Here is a 25,964-nt window from a genome sequence, read left to right as displayed (position 1 = left end):
CCTATTGTAAAAATTGTTTCACAGTTTCTTGCATAGTACGTATTTCTTTAGCTTGCTGATCGATCATCGCCAATTGTTGAAAACTATTACCTGCTTTTTGGCGTGCAAACTTTAACTGCTCAAGTGCTGTATCAAAATTCCCTGTTAACGATAAATATTGTGCTTGCGCTTGGTGCACCCCAATAATATCACCTGACTTTCCTCTCACCTCAACCGCTTGATTCCAAATATCAGGGTCATTAGGGCGAGTTCGTACTAATCGCTCCATGATTCTATTGGCTTGCTGATAGTCTTTTTGCTTCATTAATAAATCAACATAAGCCTTGGTAATAGGATAGTTATTAGGGTTAGCCAATAACATTTTTTGAATGCGTTGGTTAGCATCTGCCAAATTACCTTGATAAAAATCCAAATCAACATAGGCTAAATTATAAAATATATTATCGGGTGATTTTGCTAATAACTGTTTAAGTATATTGGTCGCAGCAGATAGGTTATTATTTTTTAATAAGGAGATAGCTAAGCCATATTGTAATACTTCATCATTAGGATTATTTTCAAGTAAGCTTCTAAATAAGCGAACGCTTGAACCTGGCGTCTCTTCAAAAAATGACTGTATTCTAGCTCGCACCAAAGAGTATTCTAATGTATTTCGGACACCATTTTTAGGGTAGCCCTCTGCCCTATTTCGGGTGTCTGCAATACGAGACTCTGTCAGTGGATGGGTAATTAAGAACTCTGGCGGTATTTGTTGAAAACGATATTTTTTCATCAATATTTCAAACAAATCAGGCATTGCCTGCGCGCTATAACCCGCTTTGGCCAGCGTTTCAATACCAACACGGTCAGCCTCCTGCTCATTTGCTCGTGAGAAACTCATCATATTTTGATAGGCCGCGGCTTGTGAACCTAAAATAGTGGCCATTCCGGCATCAGGACTACCTGCGGCGGCAGCGACAATACCAACCAACAAAGCTGTCATCATCGGAACTTGTAACTGTTGCTGTGCTGCAATGCCACGAGCGAAATGGCGTTGTGATAAATGCGCCAATTCATGGGCTAATACGCCCATAAACTCTGCTTCATTAGGTGCAGATAAAAACAACCCACCATTCACCCCAATAATACCACCGGGGGCGGCAAAAGCATTGAGCTCAGCATCTCTGATTAAAATAAACTCCAGCCGTCTATCTTGCAAACGGCTACTTTGCGCTAGCCGATTAACTTTTATTTCTATAAACTCTTTCGATAACGGGTCATTAATACGCGGAACTTGTGAGCGCAATAAGCTTAACCATGCCCGACCTAGCTGATACTCCTCCTGAGGAGAGACAATCGATGATGATGAGTCTCCTAAGGTAGGCAAATCATCATAGGCTAGCACTGGCAAAGCGGTTATTACCCCTAAACTTAGCAAGAGTGCTTTACCTAAAGAAGTCATAATCCCTCTGTATAAAACTAAAAGATGCTTATCCTAATCAATTGAAATAACTTTATAAAGTATTAATGTGTTACCCATTATAATTAAGGGCCTATTGGAAGTTTTCTCTTATGCATTGATTTATGATAGGTATCAACTATTTTTTTAAATATATCAGAAGAAACAGACTTTCCATGCAAAAAAGCATCAATATCATCATATGAGACACCATGTGCTACTTCATCAGGTAAACCGGGTTTTAAATCTTCTAGGTCAGCAGTTGGTACTTTATTAACTAAATAATCCGGTGCACCAAGGTAATGCGCAAAGGCTCTAACTTGATTTTTTACTAAACCAATCAATGGGCCAATATCAAAGGCGCCATCACCAAACTTTGTATAAAAGCCCATCACCGCCTCAGCCGCATGATCGGTACCAATAACTAAGCCGTCATAAGTCCCTGCTACAGCATATTGCGCTACCATACGTTCACGCGCTTTAATATTACCAATGACAAAATCTCTTTTTGCTTCTGCCACGGTTTGTAGTGCATGAACAGATGAAACCATTCCCTCTACACTGGGGGCTATATTAATAATCTCACAGCCATCGGGTGCAATCACTTCTATTGATTGCATAGCTTCTGCTTCATCTGCTTGTTGCTTATACGGTAGACGTACTGCGATAAAACGATAGGCCGAGTCTCCCATTTCTTCTCTCAACTCATTGATAGCACGTTGCGTCATCATTCCTGCTGTGAGTGAGTCAACCCCCCCACTGATACCCAATACATAAACTTTTAGTCCTGATTGTTTTAATGTATCTTTCAAAAACTGAATACGACGCTTTAACTCAGTGATCATCTCTTGTTCTGTTTTAAATGGCGGGCAAACATTTAAAGCTTGAGCAATCGTTTGTTGTATTTCTAATGAATTTGCCATGACTATTCTCCAAACCTATTCACTTTCAACATTAAATACATGCTTTAAATAACTGACAAAACTTGCATCACGGCATTGCGTTTTACCCGGCGAGTCTGAAATTTTAGCAACCGGCTGCCCATTACAACTGACCATTTTAATGACCATATTGGTAGCTGACACGCCTTCAATATCACAAGTCAAATTAGTACCGATACCAAAGCTAACATTAATTCTATCCCTTAATTGTCGAAAAATAGACAGTGCTTTAGGGAAATTTAGACCATCTGAAAATACTAATGTCTTTGTTCGAGGGTCAATACCTAATGACTTATAATGTGCAATGGCTTTTTCAGCCCAAATGATTGGATCCCCCGAGTCATGACGTAATCCATCAAATAACTTAGCAAAATACAAATCGAAATCTTTTAAAAAAGCATCCATTGTAATACAGTCAGTTAAGGCAATCCCTAATAAACCACGGTATTCTCTAACCCAACAATCAAGCGCTGCGATTTGGCAATCCTTTAACCTGAAACCAAGTTGTTGGTGTGCCATAATCCATTCATGAGCCATTGTTCCTAACGGTCTGATATTAAATTTTTGTGCTAAATGAACATTGCTGGTACCGACAAAGTTCCCAGGGAACTCTTTAGTCAGAATCTCTACAACAGAATGTTGAGCTTCGTAGGAAAAACGGCGACGGGTACCATAATCAGCTAATTTAAACTCTTTAAGCTCATCATCACTGGCCATTTTTGTTAAATTATCTAACTTATCATATAACCGATCATTAACTTGTTTTAGCTCTACACTTGGGTAACGCGCTTTATTACGTACTTCACTGATAATGGCTAATAATGCAATTTCAAATAACACGATATGTAGCCATGGCCCTTTTAAAATAATACTCAACTGGCCGTTTTCAACGCTCACTGTGACATAACGCGGATTAAAACGAAATAAACGTAAAAACCGAATATAATCTGGCGTTAAAAACTTAATATGTGACAAGTAATTTTGCTCATCTTCTGTTAGCTGTAAATCAGCCAACTCTTCTATTTGCCTTTTAATTTCTGGGATATAGGCTGTAAAATCTTCTTGGTCACGGCAACGGAACTCCCACTCAACCTCAGCGTTGGGATAATTATGTAGAATAGCTTGCATCATGCTTAACTTATAAAAATCAGTATCTAAGATGCCTCTAATAATATGTTGAGAGAATATAGTGCTCTCCATTATTTATCCCCTATTAGTAATTGATCTAATGCAGCTATATCATTACAAATAACTACACCTGACTGTTGCATTTCAAAAATTGAACTTTGCTTGGTCGACTCAGCAATAGCGCGTGTTGCCTCTAATAAAACAATAACCTGAAAACCAGCTTTAGCCAGTTGAATTGCTGTATTTTTAACACAGTAATCTAATGCTAATCCACCAACGAGTACACACTGTATATTCTTTTGCTTCAAGAACTCAATAATACCTGTTGATAGCTTTCCATTTAAATCATGATAGCAAGCACCGTAAGGATGCATATCAGGCTCGATTCCTTTCCAAACAAAGAAGTCATAATCATTTACTGCCGGCAATCCATCTAACAGTTCGAACCCTTTAGTTCCTGCAATACAGTGAGCAACCCATGTTAAATCGGCATTAGGGTAGGATAATGGTTGTAACATTGCATCTGGCTTATCAACAATCCAAACGGCCTTAGGGGTATGGGCATCTTTGCTCCCTACTCTGATCGTTGCTCGCTTAGCCATTTCATTTAGTGTGGTGACTATTTGGTCCCCCCCAGCCACAGGAAGCTCCTTGGGGCAAAGCGGTGTGAAGCCTTTTTGGGCATCTATATCAAAGCTAGCGATTCTCATAGTATCCAACCTAGCAGTTATAAATAAAAATCTTTGTTAACCCAGTAATACAGTTAACACGCTATAAAAACAATATTTGCTGATTAAAAAATAAAAAACCTGATACTTTTGTATATCAGGTTTTAAAATTTCACTCACTATTATTATTGACCCGCTGAAAAATCATAGCTCATGTTAGGCATAGGGCGTTGCAAATAATAACCCTGAATATAGTCAGCACCTGCTTGCCATAAAACTGATAAAACACTAGCTGTTTCAACATATGGCGCGATAGTTTTTCTCTTAGAGTCAGCTAACTTATTAAGTAAATTTGTTAATGCTTCAACGCCCTCAGGCTTGCGTAACGCTTGAACCAACACGGGCGCGACTTTAACAAAAGACGTATTTAAATGATTTAATGTTAGTAATGAGTTTTCGTCCTTACCAAAATCGCTGATAACCGACTGACAGCTCATTTCATTTAAACCATTCACTAGCCCTTGGGCTTGTTTTAAATAAGTTGCAGCATCACTTTCAGAAAACTCAATAATTAAGCATTCTGGTGGTAATTTAGTCGCCACAAACATTTTCTCTAACCAACCTAATAGTTGCTCATTCTTTAATGTATCAGCACCAATTTGTACAAATACGCGTGGCTTATGGCCAGCCGCACGCATGCTAGCAACTTCTTTCAACGAGTTTACAATTACCCAACGATCAATTTGCTCAGCCATTCCTGCAGAAGAAGCAACATCTAACAATTTTGTTAAAGGCAATTCTTTATCTTCAGTATCAAGCATTCTTAAACGTGCTTCATACAACTCGTAAGATTTTCCACGTAAACTAACGATAGGTTGATACAATAACTTTAATGATTCTTGCTGCAACGTTTGTTGTAATGTTGCAAGTAAGTCGCCTTGTGAAGCCGCTTTTGCTAACTCCTCAGCAGGATCATAAACTTTAATTGAGTTAACACCAGTTACTGACTCTACACTACGGTGAGCTCTGTCCATCACTTCTTGTGGATTTGTCGAGCTTTTATCAAAGTCGGCAACACCCACAGAAATTGTAATTTGAATAGAGAAGTCATTCACATCAAAAATAATCTCTGTTATTTTTTCTTGTAACGCTTTAATACGATCAATTAATTCGTATGATTTCTTATTTGGGATCAATACAACAAAGGCATCATCAGAGAGCCTTGCTAAACTTTCCCCATGACAGAAATATTCTTTTAATAAATTTGCAAAGCTTACCAGTAAAGAGTCTGATCCTGTAATTCCTATTTGCACTGATAGTGCATCAAAATTATCGATATGGATATATAATAGAGTTGCTTTAGACTCGGCAGATTTTATATGATGCATCGCATTATCAAGCAAGGTAGATAAATAAGCACGGTTATACAGACCTGTTAATGAATCTAAGCTGCTCATTTCACGAATCTTTTCTTCTAAAAGATCATGATTTACCCCTTCCTCTTGTTGCTGCCTAATAATGACTTGCATACACTCCTCACCATCATAAGAGGCGGGGTATGTTGTAATTATAATAGGAAACTTTGAACCATCTTCCTTAATGCCACGGCAAGCTAATGTTGATTCAACACGGTGCTTAAACATATCTTTTAAATCATTCGGATTATCCGCTGATACAAGATCAATAATCGATAACCCCTCCATCTCTGACTTATCTCCATAAGCAAACATGTCTGCATAGGCCTGATTAATATAAATATGCATACCCTCATGAATATAGGCAATAGCATCAACAGAAGAATCGAGTAATAGGTTACAACGGCGCTCAGATTCTGATAATTTTTTTTCAACCCTCACTAACGAACGGCGCCTAATTAAATTATAAAGTTCGCGTTGAGCTATTAAGAGAAGAAACTCATCACCTGCCTCTAAAGACAATACACCCTGAACGCCTTTTTTCAAATAGCCAATAACTTCTTGCTCATTAGTCGCTAAAGCTGGTTCAACAAGTTGCAGAAACGGAATATCTAAATGCTTTGATCTGATTAGTTGCAATAGTGCTAATGAATCATAGTTATCATTCATAGACGTCGCAATAACTAAGTCCCATGACTGATCAAGTACAGAATTAGCATCATCAGCGGAAGCTATTCTATGTAATCTAGTGGCATAACCTGCATTACGAAAAATAGCAGCGAAACGTTCCGCCTCGTTGGGCGAGTCATCTAGAACTAATAAACGAAGATTTTTTGTTTCCATAATTACTCATCTTGTGCTTTCTTTAACCAAGCACAACAACTTACTTTATCCATACGTAAACTATAATACTTAGCCATTAATAACAATTTAACATCCTAACCTTCAAGTAATGCCCTGAAAAGCCTTGAGATTATAACATAAAGACGATCATATGAAACGAGCTCTTTAGATTAGAATACACTCTTAAGTCAACTTTCTATACTTTAGCAGTGATAGTTCCTAAGCGCTGCCCCACTTTTGTAGCAGTTAATCGTTCAACAGCCTTAGCCCAATCAACCACTGATTGTTCAAAAAGAACGATTGCCGTTGAGCCTAATTTAAAGCGTCCTAATTCAGCCCCTTTCTCCAACACAATAGGTTTTCGGTTATTTTCATCATACTGAGTTACCTTAATCGCTCTTTTAGGCGGTGTTACTAAGCCAGCCCATACCGTCTCAATACTGGCCACAATCATAGCACCAACCAATATAACTGCCATTTGCCCATACGCTGTGTCAAAAAGACAAACAACCCGCTCATTACGCGCAAATAGCCCAGACACATTTTCAGCCGTCGTTTGATTAACAGAAAACAATTGTCCTGGTACGTAAATCATCTCTCTTAGAGTACCTGTAACTGGCATATGCACACGATGATAATCACTGGGAGACAAATAAACTGTAGCAAAACTACCATTCAAAAAAGAACGTGCTCTTTCTGTATCTCCGCCTAATAAATCAACCAAGCTATAGTCATGCCCTTTTGCTTGTAAAATACGCCCCTCAGTAATTGTTCCTATTTCACTGATAGCACCATCAGCGGGGCAAACAACGCTATCGGCAGCCTGATCTATTGGACGCATTCCTTCTTTCAAAGGACGAGTAAAAAACTCATTAAAGCTTTTATACTCAAGGTAACTTTCAGAAACCGCCTCACTCATATTTACTTTATACCGCTCAATAAAATAACTAATTAATTTATTTTTGAACCAGACTACTTCACTATCAGCTAAGCAGCCAATAAATCTTGATAATAAATGTTGAGGTGTTAAGTATTGTACAATAATAAAAAGTCGTTTTTTAAAAGTCATTTAATTTTCCACAGCTGTATGAGGATGATTACCCCACTCTGACCAAGAACCGGCATAAGCTTTAATATTATACCCAAGCGATTTAGCAATAAGGTAAGTGAAACCCGATCGATGATGAGATTGGCAATGTGTCACCACCTCTTTATCTTTAGTAATACCAAGAGAATTTAAACACTTTTCGATATCGCTGCGAATGCGTAAACCATTGGTTTTATCCATTGCATCAGTCCATTCAAAGTGCATAGCACCCGGAATATGCCCGCCTTTAGCGGCTAATATTTTTTCACCATCATACTCAGCATCAGAACGAGCATCCCAAATAACAAAATCCTCAGCACCTAAACGGCTTTGGATATAATCTAATGTTGCAGTTGGCTGGTCATGGATAACTAACTCAACCGCAGTCTCTTTTCGTTTTAGAGGAACATCAGTAGAGAGAGGATATCCCTCTTTAATCCATGCATGTAAACCGCCATTTAAATAATGATATTTGTGATGTCCTATACTATCTAATATCCATATAAACCGGCCGGCCCATCCACCACCTTCATCATCGTAAACAATATAAGTTACATTTTCAGAATGACCTAACTGTGCCAATAGCGTCTGCAATGTTGATTTATCAGGTAATAACCCAAAAATACCCGATTGGGATTGAATTTGTTTTGGTTCAATATTATAGGCATTGGTTATATGCCCTTGCTGATAGCGTATCGAACTCCCAATATCAACCAAAACTATATTAGATGAGGGAGGCATATCCAAATAATCTTTTGGCTCTATTACCAACGGTAAATCACTAAGCTGGGGCATTAACTATGTACCTTAAATAAAGAATCTGATCATATTTTTTTATAATAATGACAACGAAAGTATCGAATACGCTCTGTTATCTATCAATAAAAACTTGCATTAATCTTTTACTAAGCATCTGTACTCGCTAATTCAAGAATAATACCTTTTAAATCCTGCTTTGTTAATCGTTTTTTATACCAAGGAATCAAATAACCAACTAACTTACCTGACTGCATAACTCTTCCTCTGAGCTCTAATGCCGAAAACGGCTCTGCTTTTGCTAAGTTAAATTTTATTTGAAACTTAAACGCATTACCAATACCTTTGTAATGTTCACTGACAATCAACTTTTCAGGACGGTTATCGTTATTTAACGCAAATAATGCCAACTCCAAATTAGAGTTTTCAGGAATATTTAAAATAATTCCCTCTAACTGAACGAGGCCGTCACTGTCTTTATAAAAACTTGATTCATTATTATTTGAACAGGCAAACAAACTACTTGCTAAAAAAATACCTATAAAAAGGTTTAATAGTCTTCTCATTTGAATATTTACAGTTAAATTAGTCACAATAGACAACAAATTGACCATTAAAAACCACCGCTTCTTTACCATCATAAATAACGGAAGTACTTAATGATAAACGACCTTTTGAACGGCGCTTAAAGATCCGTTCAAACTTGTCCCACTCTGCTTCACTGGGTGGAGGACATTCAATAAACACATCACCTAAAACAGGATAAGGGTAACTAATCTGCCCATCTTGTATAACAATGTGTGCATTTTCAGCCCCTAACTCTTTTAAACGTAAATGCATCCATCCCCATCCTGCAAGAACAGCGCCACAATAAAGACTACCACCAAAAGCAGAACTCATATGATTTATATTGGGTTGTAACGGCATAGAAAGTGTTAACTGGTTATTTTTCCAATCCAATACTTTCACCTGCAATGCTTGAGTAATTGGTATCTGTTCATTCAATACTGATTGTAAATAATCACATGTTTTAACCATTACAAATTCCTTCATTCATTACTCGTCTAAATCATACTAAATTGGGATATGTATGTAAAAACATGCACCACCCAATGCCGAATCACCAATTTCTAAATAACCACTATACCCCTCTAGAATATCTTGAACAACAGCTAATCCAATACCTTGCCCAGGATTTAAGCTATCGCCACGAACACCTCGTTGTAATACAGCGTTGCGTTTAGCCACTGGAATACCCGGCCCATCATCTTCAATCAAAATAACCACTTCTTTCTCAAAAAGATTGGCTGAAATTTTAACGGTAGAAATACACAATCTACAGGCATTTTCTAACAAGTTCCCGAACAACTCTAACAAGGCTGCTTCTTCTGCTTGTAATTTAATACTATAAGACACGTCCGTCTTTATATTAATTTGCTTATCAGCATACACTTTATTTAACGTGGTTGTTAGTGAATCAATCAATGGTCGCAAACTAATCCGTTTACTAATAAGCGCGCCTTTTCGTTGTGTTGCACGCTGTAGCTGATAGCCTATTTGCTGTCCCATTCTATCAATTTGTGACTGCATAATAACAAGTTGTTGTACACACCCCACATCTTTTTCTTTAATTTCATCTAATGTATTCTGTAATACTGTGAGCGGTGTTTTCAAGCTATGTGCTAAATCACCCAACGTATCATGATAACGTTCGCGCTGCATTCTTTCTGTTGTCAACAACCGATTAAGAGAGCGTGTTAAACGATAAATTTCGCTTGGAACATTCTCATCTAACTGCTCTCGTTTACCCGCCTCTATTTCATCTAACTGATATTTTAATCGTCGTAGCGGTCTCAAACTCCACGTTAATCCCATAGCAATTAAGGCTAATAAACACACCAATGCAACAACCAACCACACCTCAAAACGACGTAGAAATGAAGTACGAAGGACATCATACTCAGTAACAGGCTCCATAGTGATAACACTAAGGTCTGGTCCACCTAAATTAATTTCTTTATCATAAACATAATAATGACGACCTAATGAGTCAGTAGAAAGCCTAAAATCAGCCTTCCCTTCAGTTGATAACATAGACTCCCCTGAAGAAAGTGCTCTAGTGTCTGAGGACTCACCAATTGCTGTAATGCTTTCCGACCATGCTTTAGCTTTTGGTTTATAAAAATACCCCAAATGATTGCCTACTTTATTGGTTTCTAAGCGTAAATCCTGTAGTCTGCTTGGTAAGGTTAATTCCCCATCTACTACTTGAGCCGCCGTAATAAGCTCATTTGCCCTCTCTTCTAAGCGAACATTAGAAAATTGCCTTACCGCCTGATCAAATGCCTCTCGCATAATAGGCATGAGTACAACCAAAAAAATAACCAATAAAATAGCGGCACAACAAAGTAAACGAAAACGAAATGATCGAAGCATTAATGACAAGACTCTGAAAATAAGTACCCTTGTCCTCTAACCGTTTCAATGGGCTGTATACCACATTGACTTTCTAGCTTACGCCTCAAACGACCAACGAGTACTTCGATAACATTACTATCACGCTCTTCTTCGTCCTTATAAAGTTGCTCCATTAAGCGCTCTTTTGCAATCACTTGCTGACTATGTTGCATTAAGTATTCAAGTAAACGGTATTCATACGCCGTCAGTTGCAAAGGAGTATCATCACAAAAAGCCCGTTTTCTATTCAAATCAAGCTTTAATGAACCTAATGTTAAAACTGGTTGAGAAATACCTGATGCGCGTCGATTTAATACATTTAAACGTGCCTCTAACTCTTCAAACTGAAAAGGCTTAACAACATAATCGTCGGCCCCCGTGCTTAACCCTTCCACTTTATCTTGCCAACTTCCACGGGCTGTTAACACGAGAATAGGAAAAATATAATTATTCGCACGTAATTGCTGAATCAGCTCCAAACCATTAGTGCCTGGTAAACCAATATCAATAATCGCAATGTCATAGTGATTATTAGCAACAGAGGTCAATGCTTCATTTGCATTTGCAACCGCACTGACAATGTGCCCAACATCCGATAATCTAACACTTAAATGATGCCTTAAGAGTTGTTCATCTTCTACTATTAATATTTTCATAGATAACCATAATATTTCTTAGTTACGAATAAATCCATGCTCTCTTAGCATAGACTCCGTTAATGTAGAGACTTTTTCTTTCCCTTCAATTTTACCCATTGTCAATAAACGCTCTAAATAACGCGCCAATAAATCAACCTCTAAATTAACAAACATACCAACGTTATATGTATTAAAAATAGTTTCTGCTAACGTCTGAGGAATAATATTTAACTCAAACTCACAATCATTGACTGCATTAACCGTTAAACTCGTTCCATCAACAGTAATTGAGCCTTTAGCAGCAATGTATTTAGCAATTGACATATCGGCTTTTATCTTAAAAAACACGGATCGTGCTGCTTGCTTTATCTCAATGACTTCACCTAAGCCATCAACATGACCACTGACTAAATGTCCCCCCATACGGGTTGTTGGCATTAATGCTTTTTCTAAATTAACTTTCTGGCCTGTTTTAAAATCATTGAATGTTGTACAACGTAGAGTTTCGCCACTGACATCAGCCCAAAAACTATGGCCTTGTAACTCAATCACGGTTAAACAAACACCGTTAACTGCGATGCTATCACCTAACTTAACATCTGACAAATCAAGTTTACCTGTTGCTACCTGTACCCTACAATCACCTTGTAATGGTTGTAATTGTTGAATACTTCCTACTGACTCAATAATACCTGTAAACATTTTTTTGACCCTTCATACACCGGCACACATTATAAATTTTTTTTAATGGTAATACATTCATCGTTTTTATACAAAAAAGGCTAAGTTATATAAAAACTTAGCCTTACTATTACAATGAGTGGATACCCATTAGAAATATGTGCTTAACTCTTTTTTCGCTTCATCTAACTCTTGTTGAGCTGATAGCAATTTCTTTTGCTTTTTAGCGATTTTTTTAGCATCACCATTTGCTTGTGCCTCTTTTAATTCAGACTCGCGCTCATTAACTTTTTGCTGTTTTTCTGCAATCTTTTCATTAATTTCTTGCTTTAATGATGCTTCTGTACAATGTTCCTTGACATTAGCCAAGGCAGTTTCTAAGCCCTTTTGCTTATAACTATTACCATAGTTCTTAGCATAATCAATCTCTTTCTGTATTTGTTGTTGCTTTAACATACAACCTTTTTCAGCTCCAGCGGCTTGAACAACAGTTGTTGCTAACATAAAAGTAGAGCCTAGTACCAAAACTTTGGTTAAATTTTTAATGCTAGTATTCATAATTTCTAAATCCTTTCTATGAGCTAATTAAACTGATGATTTCACCTTAACCCAATAAAAGGAAAAAGACCATCATAGTGTCATAAATTGTTTTACAGATTATTAAAATCAATAAAACATTTACATACAGATACAACTAAAAAACTAAAGGTGAGACACTGCAACAGAGCCACTTGAACTAGAAATTACACGCACTTTATCACCCACTTTAAAAGTTTCACCTTTTTTAGGAACAATAATGACAGAAAAGACATTGCCGTCGTCCTGACGAATGGACATTTTTAGCCCCTCATCTTTTGTCAGCTCTCGCTCAACGCCTGCACCGGCAAAGCTTCCACCAATAGAACCTACCGCAGAGCTTATAACACGCCCCCAACCACTACCGATGGTACTGCCCAATACCCCACCTAAAATCGACCCCGTCAAGGTTCCTTTCCAAGACGATGTACCACTAACATTAACAATTTCAACCTGTTCAACCGTACCAACCAATGTTGTCTGGATACGATTAGCTTCGTCGTGGGAGTAAGTCTCTTTACCATTCGAAGAACAACCGACCAGAACAATAGATAATACAAAAACAAAAAATATTTTTTTCAAATACATAATATAAACTTACCAAAATATTGGATTAAGCGCTTAGTGTAACGTTTTTAGCTATAAATATTGATTAAAAATCATATAATATTGTTAACGTTTGTATATTTTTGGCATTGGCTACGCCAATCTATACGAGCTAAAAACTAATTACTTCTAAATCGGTATTTACCCGTACCATCCACTGTTACGGTTAACATTTTATGGTTCGTGGCAAACAGATCATACCCCTCTTTCAAATTAAGCCAAAACCGATAAGAAGAATGGCGCTGCATTTTACGCATATTATTATCGGTCAAAGCAAAAGGATAAGCTTGCACTTGAACTTCTTTTTGGCCATTTTTAAATGCGCGATACATTAAAGTATAAATCTCTGATATACGAGAGTTTGTCATTGCATAACAACCAACAGAGGCACATTCACCATGAACCATTAGCAAACTACCGGTTCGCCCATGAAAACGATCATACTCATTGGGATAACCCAAATTAAAAGACAAATAATAACTGCTCTTAGGATTTAATGCGCTCGCAGGAACATTATAAAATCCTTCAGGTGACTGGCGGTCACCATTTTTAAGCTTAGGCCCTAGCTTTCCTGAAAACTGACAAATATTATAAGTTTTAAATAGTACATACTGATTACCTTTTTTAACCCAAACTTCCAAAAGTGCAGGCACTTTAAAAATACGCAATAAAATCGGGTCACCTAGCTTTAGACCTTGCGCATTAAGCTGCCTCTCTAAGGTGGGCGTATACTGCTCCATAGCTTTAAAAGCTAGTCTACTCTCAGGAATAGACTGCGTACTACTTACCCCAATTATGTTTGCCGCGTCTTGTGCATTCCTTTTTAGCACAATGGTTCTTGGCTCTACTGTATGCGATTCTTGAGCACTTGCATTCTGCAAAAATAAACCGCTCAACAAACAACAACTAGCTAGCACTTTCCATAATCTAGATTTATTCATACGCGTTAAACACCACATGACTTATTATTAACAATACAATACTTTCAAAGACTCTACCCGAACTCATAAACAATAGATTAATAGCCTTATTTTTATTATAAATGATTTAATGCCTACTATCGCTACTCTTTTTTATCAAATTTATTTATCATCTACCGTTTATCTGGCATAATTGAACGTTATTAATAAACAAAATGAACAAGATCAGCTATTAAAGTAATAAGAGCGAATTAACCAACAGGAATTCAACATGAGTCAAACTACTATATTCACAGATATTAGTATCGCACAACTTATTGAAGAGGCCATACAACGTAAAGAGGGGCACTTTGCGGCTAATGGCTCATTAGTTGTTGAAACTGGCGTGCGTACAGGTCGCTCCCCTGCCGATCGCTTTATTGTTAAAGAAGCCGGTACAGAGGATAAAATTGATTGGGGAACCATCAACAAACCATTTCCTGCTGATAAATTTGATGCCCTTTGGCAACGTGTTAGCGCTTATCTCGCAGAGCGTGACCACTTTGTCTCTCACGTCCATGTTGGTTCAGACATTATCCATTACTTACCTGTTAGGATGACAACTGAAACTGCTTGGCACAACTTGTTTGGTCGTTCACTGTTCATTAATCCAGAACAATATAACCCTAGCAATGTCGACGAATGGCAAATATTAAACGCGCCTCACTTTATTTGTGAACCAGAGCGTGATGGAACAAACTCTGATGGTACCGTTATTATAAACTTCGCTCGTAAGTGCGTATTACTTGCGGGTATGCGTTATGCAGGAGAAATGAAAAAATCCATGTTCTCTGTGCAAAACTTCTTACTCCCCGCAAAAGATGTTTTACCAATGCACTGTGCCGCTAACATGGGTGACAAAGGTGATGTAACATTATTCTTTGGCTTATCGGGCACAGGAAAAACAACCCTTTCTGCTGATGAAAGCCGCTACCTAATTGGCGATGATGAGCATGGTTGGGGCGTTGGTACAGTCTTTAATATTGAAGGCGGTTGCTATGCTAAATGTATTGATTTAACAGAAAAAAACGAGCCCGTTATTTGGCGTGCTATTCGCTTTGGTAGTGTGTTAGAAAACGTTGTATTAGATAGCCAAACACGTCAACCTGATTATACAGATGCAAGTCTTACTCAAAATACCCGTGCTTGTTATCCACGTGATTTTATTGCTAAGCGCGCACCTGAAAACAAAGGTGGAGAACCTAATGCGGTTATTTTCTTAACGTGTGACTTAACAGGCGTTTTACCCCCTGTTTCTATTTTAAATAATGAACAAGCTGCTTATCACTTCTTATCAGGTTATACAGCACTTGTTGGTTCAACAGAAATGGGGTCTGGTGGTGGAATCAAATCAACATTTTCTACTTGCTTTGGCGCACCTTTCTTCCCTCGTCCACCCCGTGAATATGCTGAATTACTCATTAAGCGTATTAATGCGTTTGGTTCTAAAGTTTACCTTGTTAACACAGGGTGGACAGGTGGTGGTTACGGTGTTGGTAAACGCTTTAACATTCCAACAACTCGTGCAGTTATTGCAGCAATTCAAAGTGGTGCATTAATTGGCGCAGAGACTGAGCATTTAGACATTATTAATCTTGATGTTCCTAAATCAGTTCCTAATGTTGATGCAGTACTCTTAAATCCTCGCAAAACGTGGTCTGATACATCAGCTTATGATGTTGCAGCACGTGAATTAGCCACTAAGTTTATTGATAACTTCAAAAAATTTGATGTTGCTGAAGAAATTCGTAATGCGGGTCCTAAATTGTAACTAACCCCATAACAAAATAAAAACCCTCTTAACAGAGGGTTTTTTATTGCATATCAAAAATTTTTGATATAATTACTAACGAAATCTACCCGTTCATTAACAGCCACTTTTGGCAAAAGAAGGGGGTTATATCCCAATTGAATATAAACTTACCGCATAATTTCATAAGTTTCCCTTGCTTCCTCTAGCGTTTGCTTACGCTCTGCATCCAACTCATAAATTTCAGGCCAAAACGGTGCTACATATACAGTCTGATTATACAAATGCTCTCGCACCACCTGTTTGATATATTTAGGAATTTGCGCACCAACACTTATTAAATACCCAAGTGTATCTGAAATCCCCCGATCAAATACCACCACGGTATTTTGTGGACTTGTTTTATAATTATGTAAATCCTTTTCCAACATCTGCTTCGCAAAAGCCATGGGGGCTAACTTTGTATTAGCCCTTAACTGGGCTCGAATAATCGCTCGACCTGACTTAGAAGATACCTTATAACCCAAAGCATGCAGATTATTAACAAGCATTGTTTTACCGGTACCAGGTAATCACATGAAAGTGTTTAGACTGCTCCATGGGTTTATTTTTCACACCGCCTAAATAAATCCAGTTTGGGATCATAAAGCGATGTCATCACATTCATACCACCTAACACAGTATGGAATAGGTTATCATGTGAAACCTGATTATTTTTAGCATAAGCCATAAGACAATCGTTATCTATTCCCTTATCTTGAGTAAAATCTCTGGATAACCATAAAATCATTGGGATATGTGTTTGCTCCTTCGGTGCCAGAGCATAAGGTGTAATACCGTGTAAATAAATACCATTTTCTCCCAATGACTCACCATGATCAGAAAGATAAATCATTGCTGCTGAATACTGTTTCGAATGTTGCTTTAAAAGCTCAATAACAGAATTCACAACATAATCAACATTGACTATCGTATTGTCATACGCATTAATAAGCTCTTCTCGTGTACATGTATCAACCGCGTTAGTACTGCACGCGGGGGTAAATTTTTCTTGAGCCTTTTGGTAACGCTGATAATAGGCTGGACCGTGGCTACCATTTGTATGTAGAACTATAACCGCATTACCTTTTAAATTAGCAATGTATTGATCCAACCCATTCAGTAGTTCAATGTCATCACATAATCCACCTGAGCATTTTTCTTTTGGTAAAACTTCGTCTAATTTAATGGTTGGCACACGATCACACACATCTTTACAACTAGAATCATTTTCCTTCCATAAAATGCTTACCGAAGCACGTTGAAGAATGTCTAATAAATTATCTTGTCGCTCAGCCTGTGCCCCTTCATAATCTTCTCTAGGCATCACAGAAAACATACAAGGAACAGAAACAGCGGTTGCAGTACCACAAGATCTTGCATTGGTAAAATTAATTATGGATTGTTTCTGCAAAAGAGGGTTGGTTTCTTTCTCATAGCCATTTAATGAGAAGTTCATGGCGCGCGAAGTTTCCCCCACAACCACTATCATTAATTTTTTCTTTTGCCCCGGCACTTCTTGAAGTGCCGCATCTTCACCAATATGCACAAAAGGTATACTTTTAAGATACTCACCTTTCGCATAACTGATAACGCTTTGAATATAATTACTGGGTGTAATAAATTTTGTGAACTGCGCATTCGTCTTTTCTCGTAAAAAGAATGCATACTGATTATAAAGAGGATAAGAAACCGACAGCAACACAACCAATGAAATAACAATATTTAAAAACCGATAGCCAACGGTTTTAAATAAAGAAAACCTTTTATTATCTTTAACTAAAATAACCCAAATACTGGGTAATACTGCAAAAATAAATACCCAGACAATCAGCTTGAAGGTTATCAAAGCCTCTGCTTCTCCAATATTAGTTTGGGCTAAGTTTTGTATCATATCTTTATCAATATAAATACCATAAAAATAAGAGAAGTAATTGGCGAATGCACTACAAAATAAAAATAGGATAATAATTGGCTTTCTAATGTAACTTACTAAAATAATAGAAAACAGGATATTGATAAAACAAAAAATAAAAACAAAAAAAGAGCTAACTAATACATAATCCATAAGACTACTCATACCTAATAAATGAATAGTCTTACTAAAGAAGGCAATATTTTGGAACAGTGTAAAAAATGCTGCACAAACAATAACAAAGGTTAGATTATTACAAGATAATCTTTTTAAAATAAACATATCTCTATTACTTCTATTAATAAATGATAAAATCCACTTCCCTAATTTACCAAGGTTGATGTAAAAAATATGTTTTTACACAAACAAATACCCATTCAGCTAACCATGATGATTATCTTTACTTTGATCCAATGTTTCAAATAAAGCTATCTGCAATCTTGAATGAATTTTAATAAACCAGCGCCATAAAATTAATGTTAATGCAATAATGACTACAACTACAATAATCAGTGTCTCACGTGAGGGTAAAATAGCGGATGATAATGCCGAAAGTAAGACTAAGATCACAACAATAGACAATGCAGGTATCAACTCAGCCAATATGCGCTGTAATCGAATATTACCGCCTTTCAAACTCATCTCAGCTAATAGCATTGATAACGCTTTTAACTTACGGTAGGCAGCAATCAAGAAAGGCAATGACAAAACAACGGTAACACCACAAATAACCGCCTTACGATAGTCCACATTAACAACCCAATGCCCTAACCATTGGCCAATAGGTCCAACAAAATAAGCGACCCCTAGAAAAATAGCCGTTACTAAGGCTAAATTAACCCCTACCTGCATAATAATCTTGCGTATCATCCCCGCTAAAACAGCTTTATCTCCATGTAATCTTATGCTATCAACCCATTGCGTATAAGCGTTAAACACTTTAGCGATAGGTGTAGGAATAATACTAGCTAATCCATTAGATAAAGGATCAGCTACCTTAATTAAATACGGCGTTGTTAAGGTTGTAATCACAGAAACAGCCACCGCAATAGAATAAAGATAACTGGAGGTAACACCCAACTGAATCCCCAAAGTAGCAATAATAAAAGAAAACTCACCAATTTGGGACAACCCCATCCCAACGCGTAATGATGTTTTACCTGTATTACCTGCAATAAACGCTCCCATACCACAAGAAAAAACCTTACCGATAATAACCGCAAGCGCGATTACAATAATTTCAACAAAATGGGTTTGCAAAATAGTTGGATCAATGAGCATACCAATAGTAACAAAGAATATTGCACTAAACAGATCCCTAACAGGTTCAATTATTCGCTCAATCTGGGCTAGTTGCCTCGACTCTGCCATAATGGCGCCGATTAAAAAGGCACCTAATACCACACTGTAGCCTAAATAAATAACAATTAAACAAAATCCAAAGCACATGCCCAAAACAGAGATTAATACCATCTCATCACTTTGAAAACGTGCGATATATGCCAATACACGTGGCACCATGATGATACCCACAACCAGTGATACCACCATAAATAGCGTCAACTTACTGATAGTTGCAATAATACCTACCGCATTAATATCCCCTTTTGAAACAGCAATCCCTGACAACAGCGCAATAATACCAATCCCTAAAATATCCTCCACAATCAATACACCAAAAATAAGTTGAGCAAATCGCTCATGCTTCATTTTTAAATCGCTTAATGCTTTAATAATAATAGTCGTTGATGAAACCGCTAAAATGGCCCCCAAAAATAAAGAGTCCATACTGCCCCAACTGAAGAAGCGCCCTATTTCATAGCCGATCCAAATCATCACCACAATTTCTAATAATGCAGCAATAAAAGCCGTAGCGCCGACTGAAAACAACTTTCGAATACTAAACTCAAGCCCCAATGAAAACATTAAGAAGATAACGCCCAACTCCGATAACGTTTTAATACTGTCTTCATCATGAATAAGACCGGGCTTAAATAGATAAGGACCTATTAAGAAACCTGCTACGATATACCCTAATACCACAGGTTGTTTTAATCGGCTAAAAATAACAATTGATACACCAGCAAAAAGCATTAAAATAGCTAAATCTTGGAGAAAACTAGTAGCACTATGCAATGTGGACTCCTAAAAATACTTTATTTACAAATAACAGCTCTCTATTCTAATAGAAAAATAACCTCAGATGTTATAAACATTTATAATCAATGCCTAAAGGAAATTAATCTAGTATGCAAATGCCAAGTAACTCAGAACTTTCTATGTCAGTTCTCATGACTCCCGACATGGCTAACTTCTCAGGGAATGTCCACGGTGGGACATTGCTCAAATTATTAGATGAAGTTGCCTATGCTTGTGCAAGTCGCTATGCTGCTTGTTACACTGTCACTCTATCTGTTGACCAAGTAACCTTTAAAGCCCCTGTTTATGTAGGGGAGCTTGTACACTTTCTTGCTTCCGTTAATTATACAGGTAACACCTCAATGGAAATAGGCATCAAAGTAGTCACTGAAAATATTAAAGAACGAAGTGTTCGCCACACGAACAGCAGTTTTTTCACGATGGTCGCTATAGGTGATGACGGCAAACCCAGCAAGATTCCAACATTAGAGCCAACCACACCTGATGGAATAAGACGTTTTCACGAAGCACAAAAAAGGCGTGAAGTTCGCCAAAAGAAAAATACATAAACTGGAAAGATACGGTGAATTAGAAACAAATGGTAATTACTTATAGCATTTAGCTATTAACTCTAATTAAAAAATAGGTTATTTTTATTAGCATATATAGTTATAATTACACCCGTTAATAGCTAAAATTATCATATAATAAAGATAAATCACTAAAAGGGAGAATCTATGACACAAACACCCCTCATAGCAACCATCTCGGTTGGGTTTGTATTAGCACTTATTCTAGGCGCTATTGCCTTACGCCTCAGGATATCGCCACTTGTAGGATATTTATTAGCCGGTATTTGTGTAGGCCCTTACACACCTTTTTTTGTTGCTGACCAACACCTTTCACACGAAATTTCTGAAATTGGCGTCATCTTGCTCATGTTTGGCGTTGGGTTACACTTTTCTTTTAAAGACCTAATGTCCGTTAAAAATATAGCTATTCCTGGTGCCATTGGCCAAATCTTTTTCGCCACGATAATGGGAATGGGGCTTACGTGGTTACTTGGCTGGAGTCTAGGAACAAGTATTGTCTTCGGCCTAGCCTTATCCTGTGCCAGTACTGTTGTATTGCTCAGAGCGCTAGAGTCAAGACAACTCATCGATACACGAAGAGGAAAAATTGCCGTTGGTTGGTTAATTGTTGAAGACCTTATTATGGTATTGGCTCTTGTATTGCTACCCGCACTTGCAGGCATATTAGGTGGTTCGGCAGGCGATGCTGCGACAACCGCTGTTGACTCAAAAGATCTTGCCGATGCAGCTATTACTGTAGTAACCGATACAGCTCCCGCCCAATTGGGAATACTCGCACAATTAGGAATAACGCTTGGCAAAGTCACTGCATTTATCGCACTCATGATTATCGTTGGCCGTAAAGTTATTCCTTGGATATTAGAACGTATTGCGGGCTTAGGCTCTCGAGAACTGTTTACCTTATCTGTGTTAGCCATCGCCATGGGAATCGCGTTTGGATCAGCAGAGCTCTTTGGTGTCTCCTTTGCGTTAGGGGCATTCTTTGCAGGGATGGTACTCAATGAATCAGAACTTAGCCATAAAGCAGCTGAGGACTCTCTTCCATTCCGAGATGCTTTTGCTGTACTCTTTTTCGTATCAGTAGGGATGTTATTTGATCCCCATGTTCTACTCGAAAATCCCTTGCTCGTCTTAGCAACACTTCTGATTATCGTTATCGGTAAATCTGTAGCAGCATTCTTAATTGTTAAAGCGTTCCGCAAATCTACTCATACAGCACTAACCATTTCAGTCAGCTTAGCTCAAATAGGTGAGTTCTCTTTCATCTTGGCGGGGCTTGGTATGAAATATGAGTTACTCCCTCAAAATGGCTACAATCTAATCTTAGCGGGTGCAATCTTATCCATTTTGATTAACCCTGTACTATTTTTATTGCTTGACCGTTACCAAGCATCTGTTGAGAAAAAAGAAGTTGCCGCGACAGCTACAAATGAAGAAAACACTTCTCAATCAGCAGATCCTATAGAAAATATTGCGATAGAACAAGAAAGTGACGATGATATTCAGCCGATTACAGAAACTAACCATGCCATTATTGTAGGCTATGGGCGTGTCGGCATACTCACCAGTAAATATTTACAAGAGAAACAAATTCCCTTAGTGATTATCGAAGATGCTCACGTGCGTGTAGATAAAGCAAGAGAACAAGGTTACACTGTCGTTGAGGGAAATGCTGCTAATATAGACTTATTAAAAAGAGCAAATATTGAAGAAGCCAAATGGTTATTAATTGCCGTACCTAATGGTTTTGAAGCAGGCCAAATTGTGGAACATGCAAGAACTTGTAACCCTTCTCTCGACATTATGGCACGCGCTCAAACAGAAGCAGAACAAGAACATTTAGAACAGCATGGTTCTAACTTTGTAATCATTGGTGAAAATGAAATTGCACGCTTAATGGAGTCACGTTTACTGCAATCTATACCTACCTCATAATGAACCTCCCCTAAAGGACTATCTAGCAGATAGTCCTTTATCTTGTAATAAACTTTACAATATAAAACTAACTCCCCTGGATAAAATTTAGTAGAATTGCCTCTTTTAGCTTTAGGATAACCTTTTTGATGTTACGCCGTTTATATGATTGGACAATGCGCCTTGCCGAACACCCAAAATCAGAATGGGCATTAGCAGGCATTAGTTTTGCAGAAAGTTCATTCTTCCCTATTCCTCCTGATGTTATTTTAGCACCGATGGTTTTAGCCAATCGCAAAAAAACATGGCGCTACTGCCTCATTTGTACTATCAGCTCCTCATTAGGTGGGATTCTTGGCTATCTTATTGGTTACTTATTAATGGATACCATTGGCCAATGGATTATCAATCTTTATGGCTTGCAGCATAGTTTTGATGAAGCACGAAACAAATTTAATGAGCTAGGCTGGTTAATGGTGCTATTAGGTGGAGGTTTTACTCCCATCCCCTACAAAATAATCACTATTTTAAGCGGCATTACCCAACTCAACTTCTTTGTGTTTGTCATTGTGGGAACCTTTGCTCGAGGAACACGATTTTTACTCACCTGCGCTATTCTCTATTGGTTAGGCCCTAGAGCAAGAGAGATAGTAGAAAAACGACTTGGACTAGCCTTTACTGCATTTATAATCCTGATTGGTGTTGGTTTTTATTTAGTCAAATACGTTTTTAAATAGGAGCTTTTATGCTATCTACGCCTGAAATAATACTAACCTTTGTGATTGTTACAGGTGTAGCTTGGTGGTGGCGCATTCATGGACAAAGAGACTTTGCGTTAAAAGCAGTTGAACAACACTGCAAAAAACTCAATATCTCATTATTAGATGGTTATGTTGCGCTTAAACAAGTAAAGTTACAACGCGACATTCATGGCAAGTTAAGGCTTGCCAAACTCTATAACTTTGAGTTTACCGTAACAGGGGAGCAACGTTATGTCGGTACTATCACCCTTTATGGATTTTATGTGGCGGCTATTAACCTTCCCCCCTATCCGTTCAATCCACAACAAGCAGAGGAACAACAAGGAAACATTGTAGAAAATAGACCTCATCCAACCATATTGACATTAGATGACTACAGAAAGAACAAGAAGAATGACACCTAAACATTACTCTCTCATATTAGCACTCACGGGCCTTATATCGTCTTGTGCACTTCCCCCTATTCCATCTCCAACGGATAACACGGCCATTATTAAACTGTATGCTCAACCGGGAAGAAGTTTAATGGCTGATAAATTAGATTATAACTGGGTGAATGATGGCCGTTATTTTGAGGTAACGGAAGGAGAACACCGCCTGAGCTTGATTTTTCAGTACGATGCAACAGAGACAACAGGTTTATTCTCAAACAATAGCAGTAACATTACCTGCATTATTACACTTAACGCCCACTTTGAGCCCAATAAAATTTATACCCTAGAGGCTCGCCCCTTAATAAACCGTAGCCAGTTACTACTCACTCACAATAACCAAACCAAAGTATTGGACTCATCGCAAGTGAATAGCAACTGCATGCCCTATTAACGCGATTACTTATTCAATGTCAGTCTAATATTACAGATAATTGATAACTGTTTGTCTTTTGTTGATAATGTCAAATTATCATTAACTGGAATATTTTTAACTTTGCCAGCATCTTCATCAACTAAAGGTTTTATAGCGGTAAACTGATAATAATTACCATCAACATCCTTTAATCGATTAATATTAACCACATCAAAGTTTATCCCGACAATAGACACAGGCTCTACCAATGTATAAGCCATTTGATTGTCTTGGTTAATACCGATCACATGGCTTTCGATATCTTTAGCATTATTAGCAAATAGATCAGATACTTTAAAAATATAACCACTATATGTTTCCATCGCAGCTACTTTATCCTTGCCCACGACAGGTAAATTTTGACATAAAATATTTGATGCAATAAGGCTCTTGTCTGCAGCTGAAATTGTTGAAACACCTTTTGCAATAATACTTTTCTTATAATCAGTAGGCTTAGGTGCATCTTTAGCCTCAGGTGATTGAGCTAAAGATAAAGTACTAACAGCGGCCAATATCGATAATAAAAATTTAGATGAACGCATAATAAATTCCTTTCAATCAATTTGTTTTAAAAAACTAACAATAACTATCATCACTATCAAATAAAATACCCAATCAAACTACTGACGAACTCCAAGCCCCATAGCTTGTAAAATAAACCAATGTTTTAAAGGAGGTACAATATTGGTAGCTCCTAAGCCTAAACCTAAAAAACGCCCTGCTTTTAATATAGGCTGTTTATTAGAAAATAGCCGTGTTACTCGATCAGAAAAACCAACGACACAAAATTGATCACATCCTCTTTGCTCTTGATATTTAAGCAACGTTTTAAAATCTCCAAGCGGTTTATCTGAAGTTAATAATGTTTGCGCCAATGCCCATGTATCACGTAATGAAAGATTATATCCTTGCCCTGCAACAGGATGCAAACCATGAGCTGAATTACCTAATAAGACAAGATGAGGCCTCACTTGTTCCTCAGCTTTTGTCAAAATTAAAGGATAACTATGACGCTTACCAACCCGTTTAAACTCGCCCATACGCGAACCAAAGGAATGCTGTAGTTCACTCAGAAAGGCTTCATCAGGCAAAGCTAAAAGTCGCTCAGCTTCCTCATGTTCACGCGTCCAAACCAATGCACAATCATTATTAGGCAATGGCAATAACGCAATAGGACCCTCATCAGTAAAACGCTCAAATGCTCGCCCCATATGACGGCACCCAGGCGTGATATTAGCAATAATTGCAGTTTGATTATAAGGCGTAGAAGCCACATGAATACCTAGTTGCTCACGAAGTGGTGAACGACCACCATCTGCGAGCACAACTAGCTTTGACTCCATGACCTCACCATTGCCCAAAATAATACGGTAACCATCTGGCTGAGGGATTAACTGACTTACCTCTGTATTATAAAGGCAATCAATGACCTGCGTATCTAATGCTGTCGTTAAACAATGTCCAATCCATGCATTATCAATCACATAACCAAAAGAGGACATCCCCTCCTGCTTAGCATCAAGATTTATCTTAACGCCATGGCCACGCTCTGACACTTGAATAAAAGTTATAGGCTCTGCTTTTGTAGCTAAAAGATCCCACACACCTAATTGCTCGTATATTAATTTAGAGCCATAAGAAATGGCTGAAGAACGTGCATCATAGCTTGGCTGATAACCACTCTCAATAGAGTGCGGTTCAATCAATTTAACTCGCCACCCCTTTTCACGTGCAGCTGACTGTAAACATAATGCCAAACTCGCACCTACCAAGCCACCACCGATAATGACGAGATCATTTTGTTGCATCTTTAT

General features: G+C 37.8%; 25 protein-coding genes and 1 pseudogene. 6 read left to right on the top strand and 20 right to left on the bottom strand.

The window, feature by feature from the left end; all coding sequences use genetic code 11:
- Window position 1: 1 nt before the first annotated feature.
- From DM558_RS03145 to DM558_RS03075, 15 genes are all read right to left on the bottom strand, one after another.
- The gene (locus DM558_RS03145; protein ID WP_127162014.1) at window positions 2-1,441 is read right to left on the bottom strand and encodes a M48 family metalloprotease; all 1,440 of its coding nucleotides are present in this window, start codon (window positions 1,439-1,441) and stop codon (window positions 2-4) included.
- Window positions 1,442-1,524: 83 nt separating this feature from the next.
- A complete protein-coding gene (nadE, locus tag DM558_RS03140) occupies window positions 1,525-2,361 on the bottom strand; it encodes an ammonia-dependent NAD(+) synthetase (RefSeq protein ID WP_127162013.1) in 837 nt (278 codons plus the stop codon).
- Between the two features lie 15 nt (window positions 2,362-2,376).
- Window positions 2,377-3,579 carry a nicotinate phosphoribosyltransferase gene (pncB, locus tag DM558_RS03135; RefSeq protein WP_127162012.1) on the bottom strand — a complete coding sequence of 401 codons (1,203 nt, stop codon included), beginning with the start codon at window positions 3,577-3,579 and terminating at the stop codon, window positions 2,377-2,379.
- A complete protein-coding gene (locus DM558_RS03130; RefSeq protein ID WP_127162011.1) occupies window positions 3,579-4,217 on the bottom strand; it encodes a nicotinamidase in 639 nt (212 codons plus the stop codon). Before DM558_RS03130 ends, pncB begins: the two co-directional genes overlap by 1 nt.
- Before the next feature lie 143 nt (window positions 4,218-4,360).
- Entirely contained in the window at window positions 4,361-6,433 is a 2,073-nt protein-coding gene (locus DM558_RS03125; RefSeq protein WP_127162010.1) for an EAL domain-containing protein, read from the bottom strand.
- A 196-nt stretch (window positions 6,434-6,629) separates the two neighbouring features.
- Entirely contained in the window at window positions 6,630-7,502 is an 873-nt protein-coding gene (gene asd / locus DM558_RS03120; protein ID WP_127162009.1) for an archaetidylserine decarboxylase, read from the bottom strand.
- Window positions 7,503-8,315, bottom strand: a complete 813-nt coding sequence (locus tag DM558_RS03115; protein WP_127162008.1) for a rhodanese-like domain-containing protein — start codon at window positions 8,313-8,315, stop codon at window positions 7,503-7,505. It lies immediately after the preceding gene.
- A gap of 110 nt (window positions 8,316-8,425) precedes the next feature.
- The gene (locus tag DM558_RS03110) at window positions 8,426-8,890 is read right to left on the bottom strand and encodes a hypothetical protein (protein WP_127162007.1); all 465 of its coding nucleotides are present in this window, start codon (window positions 8,888-8,890) and stop codon (window positions 8,426-8,428) included.
- Window positions 8,862-9,314 carry a thioesterase domain-containing protein gene (locus DM558_RS03105; RefSeq protein WP_127162006.1) on the bottom strand — a complete coding sequence of 151 codons (453 nt, stop codon included), beginning with the start codon at window positions 9,312-9,314 and terminating at the stop codon, window positions 8,862-8,864. Before DM558_RS03105 ends, DM558_RS03110 begins: the two co-directional genes overlap by 29 nt.
- A gap of 36 nt (window positions 9,315-9,350) precedes the next feature.
- Entirely contained in the window at window positions 9,351-10,712 is a 1,362-nt protein-coding gene (locus DM558_RS03100; protein ID WP_127162005.1) for an ATP-binding protein, read from the bottom strand.
- On the bottom strand, window positions 10,712-11,389 hold the full coding sequence (locus DM558_RS03095) for a response regulator (RefSeq protein ID WP_127162004.1): 678 nt from the start codon (window positions 11,387-11,389) through the stop codon (window positions 10,712-10,714). The genes DM558_RS03100 and DM558_RS03095 overlap by 1 nt, the downstream gene beginning before the upstream one ends.
- A gap of 18 nt (window positions 11,390-11,407) precedes the next feature.
- Window positions 11,408-12,073, bottom strand: coding sequence for a riboflavin synthase (locus tag DM558_RS03090; RefSeq protein ID WP_127162003.1), 666 nt, complete (start codon window positions 12,071-12,073; stop codon window positions 11,408-11,410).
- 129 nt (window positions 12,074-12,202) lie between these two features.
- Complete coding sequence (locus DM558_RS03085; protein ID WP_228411798.1) at window positions 12,203-12,610, bottom strand: DUF1090 domain-containing protein; 408 nt, start codon at window positions 12,608-12,610, stop codon at window positions 12,203-12,205.
- 144 nt (window positions 12,611-12,754) lie between these two features.
- Entirely contained in the window at window positions 12,755-13,216 is a 462-nt protein-coding gene (locus DM558_RS03080; protein WP_127162002.1) for an outer membrane lipoprotein, read from the bottom strand.
- A 137-nt stretch (window positions 13,217-13,353) separates the two neighbouring features.
- Complete coding sequence (locus tag DM558_RS03075; RefSeq protein ID WP_127162001.1) at window positions 13,354-14,175, bottom strand: L,D-transpeptidase family protein; 822 nt, start codon at window positions 14,173-14,175, stop codon at window positions 13,354-13,356.
- Between the two features lie 250 nt (window positions 14,176-14,425).
- On the opposite strand from DM558_RS03075, the gene DM558_RS03070 reads away from it, so the two are divergent.
- Window positions 14,426-15,964, top strand: coding sequence for a phosphoenolpyruvate carboxykinase (locus tag DM558_RS03070; protein ID WP_127162000.1), 1,539 nt, complete (start codon window positions 14,426-14,428; stop codon window positions 15,962-15,964).
- Window positions 15,965-16,113: 149 nt separating this feature from the next.
- On the opposite strand, the pseudogene DM558_RS03065 reads toward DM558_RS03070, so the two are convergent.
- The 3 genes and pseudogenes from DM558_RS03065 to DM558_RS03055 all read right to left on the bottom strand — a co-directional run.
- Window positions 16,114-16,500 (bottom strand): annotated as a pseudogene (locus tag DM558_RS03065) (AAA family ATPase); the annotation flags it as partial.
- Between the two features lie 47 nt (window positions 16,501-16,547).
- Complete coding sequence (gene eptA, locus DM558_RS03060; RefSeq protein WP_127161998.1) at window positions 16,548-18,179, bottom strand: phosphoethanolamine transferase EptA; 1,632 nt, start codon at window positions 18,177-18,179, stop codon at window positions 16,548-16,550.
- A gap of 99 nt (window positions 18,180-18,278) precedes the next feature.
- Window positions 18,279-19,991 (bottom strand): cation:proton antiporter, encoded by a 1,713-nt coding sequence (locus DM558_RS03055; protein ID WP_407644302.1) that lies wholly within the window; start codon window positions 19,989-19,991, stop codon window positions 18,279-18,281.
- Between the two features lie 161 nt (window positions 19,992-20,152).
- On the opposite strand from DM558_RS03055, the gene DM558_RS03050 reads away from it, so the two are divergent.
- The 5 genes from DM558_RS03050 (at window position 20,153) to DM558_RS03030 (ending at window position 24,129) form a co-directional block, all read left to right on the top strand.
- The gene (locus tag DM558_RS03050; RefSeq protein WP_127164797.1) at window positions 20,153-20,605 is read left to right on the top strand and encodes an acyl-CoA thioesterase; all 453 of its coding nucleotides are present in this window, start codon (window positions 20,153-20,155) and stop codon (window positions 20,603-20,605) included.
- A 168-nt stretch (window positions 20,606-20,773) separates the two neighbouring features.
- Complete coding sequence (locus tag DM558_RS03045; RefSeq protein WP_127161996.1) at window positions 20,774-22,564, top strand: cation:proton antiporter domain-containing protein; 1,791 nt, start codon at window positions 20,774-20,776, stop codon at window positions 22,562-22,564.
- Window positions 22,565-22,692: 128 nt separating this feature from the next.
- Window positions 22,693-23,280 (top strand): YqaA family protein, encoded by a 588-nt coding sequence (locus DM558_RS03040; RefSeq protein WP_127161995.1) that lies wholly within the window; start codon window positions 22,693-22,695, stop codon window positions 23,278-23,280.
- 8 nt (window positions 23,281-23,288) lie between these two features.
- Window positions 23,289-23,708, top strand: a complete 420-nt coding sequence (locus tag DM558_RS03035; protein WP_127161994.1) for a DUF3301 domain-containing protein — start codon at window positions 23,289-23,291, stop codon at window positions 23,706-23,708.
- Window positions 23,698-24,129 carry a PA0061/PA0062 family lipoprotein gene (locus tag DM558_RS03030; protein ID WP_127161993.1) on the top strand — a complete coding sequence of 144 codons (432 nt, stop codon included), beginning with the start codon at window positions 23,698-23,700 and terminating at the stop codon, window positions 24,127-24,129. Before DM558_RS03035 ends, DM558_RS03030 begins: the two co-directional genes overlap by 11 nt.
- 5 nt (window positions 24,130-24,134) lie before the next feature.
- Here DM558_RS03030 and DM558_RS03025 read toward each other — a convergent pair whose 3' ends face one another.
- Complete coding sequence (locus DM558_RS03025; protein WP_127161992.1) at window positions 24,135-24,692, bottom strand: hypothetical protein; 558 nt, start codon at window positions 24,690-24,692, stop codon at window positions 24,135-24,137.
- A 78-nt stretch (window positions 24,693-24,770) separates the two neighbouring features.
- Window positions 24,771-25,958, bottom strand: a complete 1,188-nt coding sequence (ubiH, locus tag DM558_RS03020) for a 2-octaprenyl-6-methoxyphenyl hydroxylase (RefSeq protein ID WP_127161991.1) — start codon at window positions 25,956-25,958, stop codon at window positions 24,771-24,773.
- Window positions 25,959-25,964: the final 6 nt, after the last annotated feature.

This window comes from Entomomonas moraniae (genome assembly GCF_003991975.1).
Lineage (GTDB): Bacteria > Pseudomonadota > Gammaproteobacteria > Pseudomonadales > Pseudomonadaceae > Entomomonas > Entomomonas moraniae.
Note: the sequence above shows the minus strand (reverse complement) of the source record. Positions and strands in the feature narration are given on the sequence as shown.

Bases quoted from the DNA above. Each gene is read 5' to 3' on its own strand.
- DM558_RS03100 (WP_127162005.1), bottom strand. From the start codon at position 10,712: ATGCTTCGATCATTTCGTTTTCGTTTACTTTGTTGTGCCGCTATTTTA.
- DM558_RS03085 (WP_228411798.1), bottom strand. From the start codon at position 12,610: ATGAATACTAGCATTAAAAATTTAACCAAAGTTTTGGTACTAGGCTCT.
- asd (WP_127162009.1), bottom strand. From the start codon at position 7,502: ATGACTTTTAAAAAACGACTTTTTATTATTGTACAATACTTAACACCT.
- DM558_RS03130 (WP_127162011.1), bottom strand. From the start codon at position 4,217: ATGAGAATCGCTAGCTTTGATATAGATGCCCAAAAAGGCTTCACACCG.
- eptA (WP_127161998.1), bottom strand. From the start codon at position 18,179: ATGTTTATTTTAAAAAGATTATCTTGTAATAATCTAACCTTTGTTATT.
- DM558_RS03115 (WP_127162008.1), bottom strand. From the start codon at position 8,315: ATGCCCCAGCTTAGTGATTTACCGTTGGTAATAGAGCCAAAAGATTAT.
- DM558_RS03090 (WP_127162003.1), bottom strand. From the start codon at position 12,073: ATGTTTACAGGTATTATTGAGTCAGTAGGAAGTATTCAACAATTACAA.
- DM558_RS03095 (WP_127162004.1), bottom strand. From the start codon at position 11,389: ATGAAAATATTAATAGTAGAAGATGAACAACTCTTAAGGCATCATTTA.
- DM558_RS03110 (WP_127162007.1), bottom strand. From the start codon at position 8,890: ATGGTCAATTTGTTGTCTATTGTGACTAATTTAACTGTAAATATTCAA.
- DM558_RS03055 (WP_407644302.1), bottom strand. From the start codon at position 19,991: ATGCTTTTTGCTGGTGTATCAATTGTTATTTTTAGCCGATTAAAACAA.
- ubiH (WP_127161991.1), bottom strand. From the start codon at position 25,958: ATGCAACAAAATGATCTCGTCATTATCGGTGGTGGCTTGGTAGGTGCG.
- DM558_RS03080 (WP_127162002.1), bottom strand. From the start codon at position 13,216: ATGTATTTGAAAAAAATATTTTTTGTTTTTGTATTATCTATTGTTCTG.
- DM558_RS03075 (WP_127162001.1), bottom strand. From the start codon at position 14,175: ATGAATAAATCTAGATTATGGAAAGTGCTAGCTAGTTGTTGTTTGTTG.
- DM558_RS03070 (WP_127162000.1), top strand. From the start codon at position 14,426: ATGAGTCAAACTACTATATTCACAGATATTAGTATCGCACAACTTATT.
- DM558_RS03045 (WP_127161996.1), top strand. From the start codon at position 20,774: ATGACACAAACACCCCTCATAGCAACCATCTCGGTTGGGTTTGTATTA.
- pncB (WP_127162012.1), bottom strand. From the start codon at position 3,579: ATGGAGAGCACTATATTCTCTCAACATATTATTAGAGGCATCTTAGAT.
- DM558_RS03145 (WP_127162014.1), bottom strand. From the start codon at position 1,441: ATGACTTCTTTAGGTAAAGCACTCTTGCTAAGTTTAGGGGTAATAACC.
- DM558_RS03050 (WP_127164797.1), top strand. From the start codon at position 20,153: ATGCCAAGTAACTCAGAACTTTCTATGTCAGTTCTCATGACTCCCGAC.
- DM558_RS03125 (WP_127162010.1), bottom strand. From the start codon at position 6,433: ATGGAAACAAAAAATCTTCGTTTATTAGTTCTAGATGACTCGCCCAAC.
- DM558_RS03025 (WP_127161992.1), bottom strand. From the start codon at position 24,692: ATGCGTTCATCTAAATTTTTATTATCGATATTGGCCGCTGTTAGTACT.
- DM558_RS03040 (WP_127161995.1), top strand. From the start codon at position 22,693: ATGTTACGCCGTTTATATGATTGGACAATGCGCCTTGCCGAACACCCA.
- nadE (WP_127162013.1), bottom strand. From the start codon at position 2,361: ATGGCAAATTCATTAGAAATACAACAAACGATTGCTCAAGCTTTAAAT.
- DM558_RS03105 (WP_127162006.1), bottom strand. From the start codon at position 9,314: ATGGTTAAAACATGTGATTATTTACAATCAGTATTGAATGAACAGATA.
- DM558_RS03035 (WP_127161994.1), top strand. From the start codon at position 23,289: ATGCTATCTACGCCTGAAATAATACTAACCTTTGTGATTGTTACAGGT.
- DM558_RS03030 (WP_127161993.1), top strand. From the start codon at position 23,698: ATGACACCTAAACATTACTCTCTCATATTAGCACTCACGGGCCTTATA.